General features: G+C 70.1%; 6 protein-coding genes. 3 read left to right on the top strand and 3 right to left on the bottom strand.

Annotation, left to right across the window (positions count from 1 at the left end; all coding sequences use genetic code 11):
• Positions 1 to 1,023: RNA polymerase sigma factor (locus JHN63_RS42540; RefSeq protein ID WP_200690491.1), on the bottom strand; the 1,023-nt coding region annotated here is incomplete at its 3' end.
• A 521-nt stretch (positions 1,024 to 1,544) separates the two neighbouring features.
• Positions 1,545 to 2,315 carry a TetR/AcrR family transcriptional regulator gene (locus JHN63_RS42535; RefSeq protein WP_200690490.1) on the bottom strand — a complete coding sequence of 257 codons (771 nt, stop codon included), beginning with the start codon at positions 2,313 to 2,315 and terminating at the stop codon, positions 1,545 to 1,547.
• 377 nt (positions 2,316 to 2,692) lie between these two features.
• Here JHN63_RS42535 and JHN63_RS42530 point away from each other — a divergent pair, with 377 nt between their 5' ends.
• Both JHN63_RS42530 and JHN63_RS42525 read left to right on the top strand, forming a co-directional pair.
• Entirely contained in the window at positions 2,693 to 4,060 is a 1,368-nt protein-coding gene (locus JHN63_RS42530) for an NAD(P)/FAD-dependent oxidoreductase (RefSeq protein ID WP_200690489.1), read from the top strand.
• Positions 4,061 to 4,225: 165 nt separating this feature from the next.
• Entirely contained in the window at positions 4,226 to 5,884 is a 1,659-nt protein-coding gene (locus tag JHN63_RS42525; RefSeq protein ID WP_200690488.1) for a SpoIIE family protein phosphatase, read from the top strand.
• Positions 5,885 to 5,888: 4 nt separating this feature from the next.
• On the opposite strand, the gene JHN63_RS42520 is transcribed toward JHN63_RS42525, so the two are convergent.
• Positions 5,889 to 7,172: an MFS transporter gene (locus JHN63_RS42520; protein WP_307782111.1), complete on the bottom strand. Its 1,284-nt coding sequence runs from the start codon at positions 7,170 to 7,172 to the stop codon at positions 5,889 to 5,891.
• A 119-nt stretch (positions 7,173 to 7,291) separates the two neighbouring features.
• On the opposite strand from JHN63_RS42520, the gene JHN63_RS42515 reads away from it, so the two are divergent.
• Positions 7,292 to 7,822 (top strand): MarR family winged helix-turn-helix transcriptional regulator, encoded by a 531-nt coding sequence (locus JHN63_RS42515; protein WP_200690487.1) that lies wholly within the window; start codon positions 7,292 to 7,294, stop codon positions 7,820 to 7,822.
• Positions 7,823 to 8,294 lie beyond the last annotated feature (472 nt).

Raw genomic sequence — 8,294 nt, 5'->3', positions numbered from 1 at the left:
GTCATCGGCTGGTTCGGCGCCGCCGGGTACGCCAAGGCGGTCGCGCTCATCGCGGGCGGCGCCGAACCAGCCGATGACCGCGATCGGGACGACCGCCGGGATACCGCTGGCGACCTCCTCGATCTGCAGCGCGGCCAGCCGGCACTTGGCGCACTCCTCCAGGTGCTTGCGCAGCCCCCGTTCGGCACGCGTGCGCAGCCGGCGGCGGGCGTAGGTGCCGAGCTGGTCGGCGTAGCGCGCGCACTCCTCGTCGTCGGTGAGGGTGGCGCTGACGTGGGCCTGGAGATAGGCCTGCTTGAGCCCCTCGCGGGCCCGACTGGCCAGCACGCGCGTGCCGTTGGCGTCGAGCCCGAAGAGCGTGGCGACCTCGCTCGGCGACTCGTCCTCGACCTCCGTGTGCCACAGCACGGCCTGCCACCGCTCGGGCAGCGACCGGAAGGCCTGCATGGCCATCGACTGCTCGGCCACGTGCATGGCGCGGACATCGGCGCCCAGATCGATGGTGTCGTCGTCCGACACTTCCGACACCCGCGCGGACTGCGCGGCGAACACCGCGAAGTCGTCGACGAGTTGCTCGCGCTTCGCCGACTTCGTCCAGTTCGCGGCGACGCGCCGGACGGAGGTCAGCAGATAGGCGCGTACGGCGTGTTCGGGCCCCGACCCGCCGCGCACCGCCTGGAGCATGCGGGCGAACACCTCGGCGGTGAGATCGTCGGCGGTGTGCCCGTCCCGGCAACAGGTCCGGGCGTAGCGGCGCACGGCGTCCGCGTGGCGCCGGTACAACTCCTCGTACGCCGTGTCGTCACCGGCACGCATCCGCTCGATCAGCGAGGCGTCGGCCGCAGGCATCTCCCGGGGCGGCAGCACACTGCCCTCGCGCTGCGGCGGAACGCTGCCCTCGCCGGGTTCGAAACCTGGAGGGAGACCACTGGGCCCACCCTGACTCGGCACCTGTGGTGAGGTCAGCCCACCGGCCTCCGGGTCACCGTCGCCCAGTGACTCGTCACGCCCGTCAACGCTCATCGCGGAAAGCCCCCGCCGCCTGCCCAACCGGTCCCGAACACCGGGTCAGCGTAGCCATATTGGCTTTTGTTCAGGACCCCGTCGTACGGACGATCCACTCATCCGTGGGGACTTCCCGCAACGCAGTACTAGCGTTCACCCCTCCGGGGAAGGATCAACTGTCGTGCGTGGAGCGGGAGTTGACGCCGAAGCCTGCAATGCCGGAAATGTCCCCAGGGGTCACGCGGGGCGTGGACGGCATGGGGGGCGCGCTCCACAGTCACCTAATCGAGTCACGTGGAGCCACCCCCCAGCCCGTCCGGCACCTTTTCGGCACGGGTTCACAAAATCAGCCTGCCCGGCACCTTTTCAGCGCAGGCCGGCTACATCCAGCCCGTCCGGCGCCTTTTCGGCACAGGCCCGCATAATCAGCCCGTCCGGCGTTTGAGGACGAGGCCCCTTCAGGGCCGATGGGGGTCTGGGGGCGCAGCCCCCAGAAGACGCCCACGCCAACACCGGCTCATACCGACACCGGCCCGCGCTCACAACGGCCGCGACCGCAACCCCTCCAGCAAGATATCCAGCAACCGCGCCGACGCCGCCGCCTGCTGCGCAGCATCCGGCAGCGAAGGCGCAGCCGTGGCGATCACCAGCAGCACGTCCGACACCGACACGTCCGCCCGCAGCTGACCCGCCGCCCGCGCACGGTCCACGAGCTGCCCCACGACCTCCAGCAGCGCGGTCGCCCCGGCGTCGTAACCGGAGCCCAGGGACCCCGCAGACTCCTCCGGCACCAGCCGCAACTCACCCGCGTTCGGCTGCGTCCGCTGCTGCGGCACCCGCGCCTCGTCGAGCAGACCGCCGCCCTCGGCGATCTCGTCGGCGACGCCCACCCGCAGCACCTGCGGCGGCAGCAGCCGCCCCGCGCCCGAGGCCACCGACGTCCGCAGGAAGCGCGACAGCGCCGACCACGGCTCGTCCTCCTGGCCGAGCGCCGAACGCGCCTGGTCGGTCAGCCGGGAGGTCTCCTCCTCGGCTATCCGGCGCACCAGGACGTCCTTGCTCGGGAAGCGCCGGTACACCGTGCCGACACCGACCCGCGCGCGTCGCGCCACGTCCTCCATCGGCGCCCCGTAACCGAGTTCGCCGAAGACCTCACGCGCCGCCCGCAGCACGTGCTCCAGATTGCGCTGTGCGTCCACCCGCAACGGCGTCGTCCGCGAGGAGTCCCCACGTCCGTTTCCCGCCGCTCCGACCGCGCCGCCGGATGCGACGGCTGACGCGGATGTCCAATGAGAATCCTGAATATGCATACACGTTCCCCCGGTTAATGACGTCTCCCCCCGGAGACTCCCCGCCATCGGCAGCCGGAGCATCGTGAGACAAGCCCGGTTCGCGAGCCCCGCTCTTCGCGGACTCGCTGAGCACATCCCCCTTCACCCCGTCGACACACGAACATAGTTGAGAGGGGGTCAATTCAGAAGGGGCAGGTTCCGCACGGAGCGCCCCCCGATCGGAGTACGGGTCGCATACGCCCCTATTGCACCCCGGGACACCACCCCGATCACCCTCACTGACCTGCGAACCTGCCCTCGACGACGGCACTTTCGGTGCCCCCGCGCACCCTCCGCCGCCGGTCACACAATTTGTCGAGGCTGTGGACAAACTCCAGCGCCGGGTGCGTCATGGGATGGTGAAGGAACGCGCGCGCATTCTCGTTGTCGGTGGCGGCTACGTCGGGATGTACACGGCCCTGCGCCTTCAGAAGAAGTTGAAACGTGAAATCAGGCGCGGGCAGGTCGAGATCACCGTCGTCAGTCCCGACCCTTACATGACGTATCAGCCGTTTCTCCCCGAGGCCGCCGCCGGTTCGATCTCCCCCCGCCATGTCGTCGTCCCGCTCCGTCGCGTCCTCGACCAATGCCGGGTCGTCATCGGCGAGGCCACCGCCATCGACCACGCCAAGCGCACCGCGACCCTCAGCACCCTCGCCACCGAGGAGGAGGGCACCGGCGCCGAAGAGCTGTCGTACGACGAACTCGTCCTGGCCCCCGGCTCGATCTCGCGCACCCTCCCGATCCCCGGACTCGCCGACCACGGCATCGGCTTCAAGACCGTCGAGGAAGCCATCGGCCTGCGCAACCACGTCATCGAGCAGATGGACATCGCCTCCTCCACCCGCGACCCCGCGATCCGCGACGCGGCGCTGACCTTCGTCTTCGTAGGAGGTGGTTACGCCGGCGTCGAGGCGCTCGGCGAACTGGAGGACATGGCCCGCTACGCCGTGCGCTACTACCACAACGTCGACGCCGACGACATGAAGTGGATCCTCGTGGAGGCCTCGAACCGCATCCTCCCCGAGGTCGGTGAGGAGATGGGCACCTACACCGTCACCCAGCTGCGCAGACGCAACATCCAGGTCCTCCTGGAGACCCGCCTCGAATCCTGCGTCGACCGCGTCGCCGTCCTCAGCGACGGCCAGCGCTTCCCGACCCGCACGCTCGTGTGGACGGCCGGAGTGAAGCCCCACCCCGTCATCGCCGCGACCGACCTCCCGCTCACCGCGCACGGCCGCCTCAAGTGCACCGCGGAGCTGACGATCGAGGGCACCACGCACGCGTGGGCCGCGGGAGACGCGGCGGCCGTCCCCGACGTGACCGCCGACCGGCCCGGCACCGAGACCGCCCCCAACGCCCAACACGCCGTACGCCAGGCCAAGATCCTCGGCGACAACATCGCCCACTCCCTGCGCGACGAGCCCCTTGAGACGTACGCCCACAAGTACGTCGGCTCGGTCGCCTCCCTGGGACTGCACAAAGGCGTAGCGCAGGTCTACGGACGGAAGCTGAAGGGCTACCCTGCCTGGTTCATGCACCGCGTCTACCACCTCAGCAGGGTGCCCACCTTCAACCGCAAGGCCCGCGTGCTCGCCGAATGGACCCTGGCGGGGCTCTTCAAACGGGAGATCGTCTCCCTCGGTTCACTCGAACACCCCCGAGCGGAGTTCGAACTCGCGGCCGGTGGAAAGCCTCCGCACGACCCGAAGGGGTCGAACTGACCGGACCGAGGAACTCCGGCGGCCGCCCCGGCGTCTGACGAATATCGACCGGGTCCGCCACACTGCCAGACTGGCCGCGACCGATGTGCGGCTCCCGCCGCGTGGCCCCCGGACCCCCGGCAGGGTCCGGAACCGGCCGACGACATCTACACGAGGCAAGGATTCGTGAACTTCACGCGTTGGAGCGCCCGGCTCCCCGGAACGCAGCGCCGCGCCGCGGCGCGGACCGACCACCCGGTCACCCCGGACCGGCGGGGAGAAGGTTCCGTGCCCGCGGCCCGCGCCGAGCAGCTCACCGACGAGCCGCCGCCGGTCCCCGCCGTCGACGACCTGCCCGTCCGCGAGGTCCTCGACCGCGTCCCGGCCCTCGTCGCCCTCGTGCACGGCCCCGACCAGCGCATCGCGTACGTCAACGACGCCTACGTGGCGGCCTTCGGGACCCGCCCCCTGGGCGCACCGGCCCGCGAGGCCCTCCCCGAGTTCGACGAACTGGGCCTGCTCCCGCTCCTCGACCAGGTCCTGCGCAGCGGCAAGCCCCGCACCCTGAAGTCCCGCAAGGCCCCCGGCGGCCGCTCGTACACGTTCACCTGCACCCCGGTGGCCAAGAGCGCCGACAGCGCCGAGGGCGGTGTCCTGGTCTTCGCCACCGACGTCACCGACCACGCCGAGGCCGCCGAGCGCCTGCGCACCAGCGAGCGCCGCCAGCGCGAGACGGCGGTGACCCTCCAGCGCTCGCTCCTTCCCCAGGAACTCGAAGAGCCCGACGACCTGCGCATCGCCGCCACCTACCAGCCCGGCGGCACCGAGGCCGCGGTCGGCGGCGACTGGTACGACGTGATCACACTCGGCGGCGGCCGCACCGCCCTGGTCATCGGCGACGTCATGGGCCGAGGCGTCCGCGCGGCGGCCGTCATGGGCCAACTCCGCACCGCCGTCCGCGCGTACGCCCGTCTCGACCTGCCCCCGCACGAGATCCTCCAGCTCCTGGACGGCCTCGCCACGGAGATCGACGCCAACCAGATCGCCACCTGCGTGTACGCCATCTTCGACCCGAACGAGGGCCGCCTGGTCTACGCCTCGGCGGGCCACCTCCCGATCCTCGTCCGCGACGAGACGGGCGCGGTCCAACGCGCCGACGAACCCACCGGCCCCCCGCTCGGCACCGGCGGCTGGATCCACTCCTCGGGCTCGATCCCCCTCAGCCCCGGCTCCACGGCGGTCCTCTACACGGACGGCCTGGTGGAGCGCCGGGACGAGGACCTCGACGAGGGAATCGCCTCCCTGGAGCGTGCGTTGGCCGGCGCCACCGGCACCCCCCAGGTCGTCTGCGACCGACTGGTCCGCTCCCTGGGGGTCACCGCGGACCACGACGACGACGTGGCCGTCCTGGTCGTCCGCCACCCGGCCCGCACCGGCCCGGCCGGCGAACTCTTCCGCAACGCGGCCCTGGAGCTGCTCGGCGGAGTGGAAGCGGCCCCACGCGCGCGTGCGTTCGCTTCCGGTGTCCTCACGAGCTGGCGCTTCCCCACGGAACTGCACGACCTGGGCGTCCTGGCCGCCAGCGAACTGGTCGCCAACAGCCTCCAGCACGGCACCCCGCCCATGCGCCTACGCCTGCGCCGCACCGACCGCCGACTCATCGTCGAGGTCACGGACGGCGACGACCACCTCCCGCGCCGCCGCCGCGCGGAACCGGCCGACGAGTCCGGCCGAGGCATCGCGATCGTCGCCACGATCGCCTCCAACTGGGGCTCCCGCCGCACCCCCGGCGGAGGCAAGGCCGTCTGGTGCGAGTTCGTGCTCCCCAAGACGGCCCCGGTATGAGCCCCTACGCCTCGACTCCGACAGGCTCCACAGCCCCCCGAGCGACCACCCGACTCCCCTTCGCCCGCCACGGCTGATCCTGTACGGCGGTCAACTGCCGCCCCAGCCTTACGGCGAGCACACTGATCCCCAGCGAGAACAAGAAGAACGTCACGACGTACGGGGCGGGCAGCGAGGCCCCGAGCGGCCCGCCCACCGCGGGCCCCAGGGCCAGCGCGAGCTGCTTCACCAGCGCGAAGGCCGAGTTGTACTGCCCGGCCATCCCCTCCGGCGCCAGATCGGCCACCAGCGGAGCGACGGTCGGCGACAGCATCGCCTCACCGAGCCCGAACAGCGCGTACGTCGACACGAAGGCGGCCGTGGCCATCTCCTGACTCCCGTGCCCGAGCCCCGCGAACCCGGCCGTGACCCACGCCAGCGCCCAGATCAGCCCTACGGCCGCGATCACCCGCGACCGCCGACGCCGCTCGACGAACTTCAGCACCGCGAACTGCGCGACGACGATCATCGCGGTGTTGGCGGCCAGCGCGGTCCCGAGCGCGGACGTGGAGATCCCGGCCGCCTCGACCCCGTAGGCACTCAGCCCCGACTCGAACTGCCCGTAGCAGGCGAAGAACAGCACGAAGCCGAGCACGCTGAGCTGCACCATGGCGCGGTTGCCGAGCAGCTGCTTCCAGGCACCCTTGGCCGACTGTGAGGGAGCGTCACCGATCGCGGGAGAGTGCGGCATCCGCACGGTCGACACCACACCGGCGAGCACCAGGAACATCGCCGACTCGATCCCGAAGAGCAGCGTGAACGAGGACGCGCTGGTCGTGTCGACCAGATGACCGCCGATGAGCCCGCCGACGCCGAGCCCGAGGTTCTGCAGAAAGAACTGCATGGCAAAGGCACGCGACCGCGTCTCGGCCGTAGAACACTCCACGATCATCGTGGCGAGCGCCGGCTGCATCACGGCCTGCCCGGCCCCGAGCGCCGCAGCCGACAGCAACACCGCCGCAGCACTCCCCGCCAGCCCCAGACTCATCGACCCTACGGCGGCCAGGACCAGGGCGACGATCAGAACCGGCCGCGGGCCACGCCGGACGATGGCCCGCCCGGCGAACGGCAGCACGATCAGCGCGGCCACGGCGAAGACGGCGAGCACGAGACCCGCCGTCATGGCTCCAAGGCCCCGCACCTGCGCCACATAGACGTACAGGTAGGGGACGGTGAAACCGAGCCCGAACGCGCTGAGTGCGTTGCCCACGTGGATCCGGCGCATCGCTGCGCCCATCGCCCTGGTCACGGTCACCTCAATCAGGTAGTTGGTCTCCTTCGGTACTTCTTAGTCCCGAAGACTTCGAAGCTAAACAATACATCTAGAAGGACTTCAACGCCAAGCGACCCCGTGCGATACTGCCGCCCATGGGCGAACCGACACTCGACGAGCAGATCGCCGCCTACCAGCGCGAGTTCAAGGACCTCGACCCCCAGGTCGAGAAGATCGTCTCGGCCCTGGGCCGCCTGACCCGCCGTATGAACGTCGCGTACGGCCGCCAGACCGCGAACCTCGGCATGAGCAGCTCCGAGTGGGAGGTCCTCAAGGCCCTCGTCCTCGCCGGCGCCCCCTACCGGATGGGCCCGAGCGACCTCGCCAAGCGCCTCGGCCTGACGCCGGCCGCGATGACCCACCGGATCGACCGCATGGTCGCGGAGGGGTTGGTCACCAGGGAGCGGGACGAGTCCAACCGCGTCCGCGTGATCGTGGAGCTGACGCCCGAGGGCCGCGGCAAGTGGCTGGAGGCGATGCGCATGGCGACGGTCTTCGAGGAGGACCTCCTCCAGGACCTCTCCCCGGAGGAGCGCATCGTCCTGGGTGAGGTCCTGACCCGCCTGCTGCGCAGGGTGGAGCACGCCCAGCCGGACGCCGGTGGCCGGCTCAGCGACCTGGACTGAGTTCGACCGACCCCGGCCGGTCTCGCAATAAAAGATCTTGACAGAGGGTGCTTGACAGGCCCTTGCTCGATCCGTAAAGTTCTTCGGGTTGCCGCCGAGCCGTAACGGTTCTCCGGCAGCACCTCCGCCGCGACAGCGGCAACCCAAACCATCCGCACGATCTCCCAACGGGATTGATTTCGGCGTGCCCGAATTCAATTCGATTTGGGCTCGGCTGTGTTCGATCAGGTCACTGGACCTCGATTGGAACTCCGCCGGGGGAATCGGCTAAGGTTTGAGACGTCGGAACGGTCCAACGGCCGGGAAGGCAGCCCACTCTGACTGGGAATCAGGCCCGAAAGGATCTGGTAGAGTCGGAACCGCCGGAAAGGTAAACGCGGAAGCGGAAACCTGGAAAGCACCGAGGAAATCGGAACCGGAAACGGTCTGATAGAGTCGGAAACGCAAGACCGAAGGGAAGCCCGGAGGAAAG

The sequence above is a fragment of the Streptomyces sp. MBT65 genome (genome assembly GCF_016612545.1).
Classification (GTDB): Bacteria; Actinomycetota; Actinomycetes; order Streptomycetales; family Streptomycetaceae; genus Streptomyces.
Note: the sequence above shows the minus strand (reverse complement) of the source record. Positions and strands in the feature narration are given on the sequence as shown.

Coding starts and splice junctions, on each gene's coding strand:
- JHN63_RS42535 (WP_200690490.1), bottom strand. CDS start 2,315: ATGCATATTCAGGATTCTCATTGGACATCCGCGTCAGCCGTCGCATCC.
- JHN63_RS42530 (WP_200690489.1), top strand. CDS start 2,693: ATGGTGAAGGAACGCGCGCGCATTCTCGTTGTCGGTGGCGGCTACGTC.
- JHN63_RS42515 (WP_200690487.1), top strand. CDS start 7,292: ATGGGCGAACCGACACTCGACGAGCAGATCGCCGCCTACCAGCGCGAG.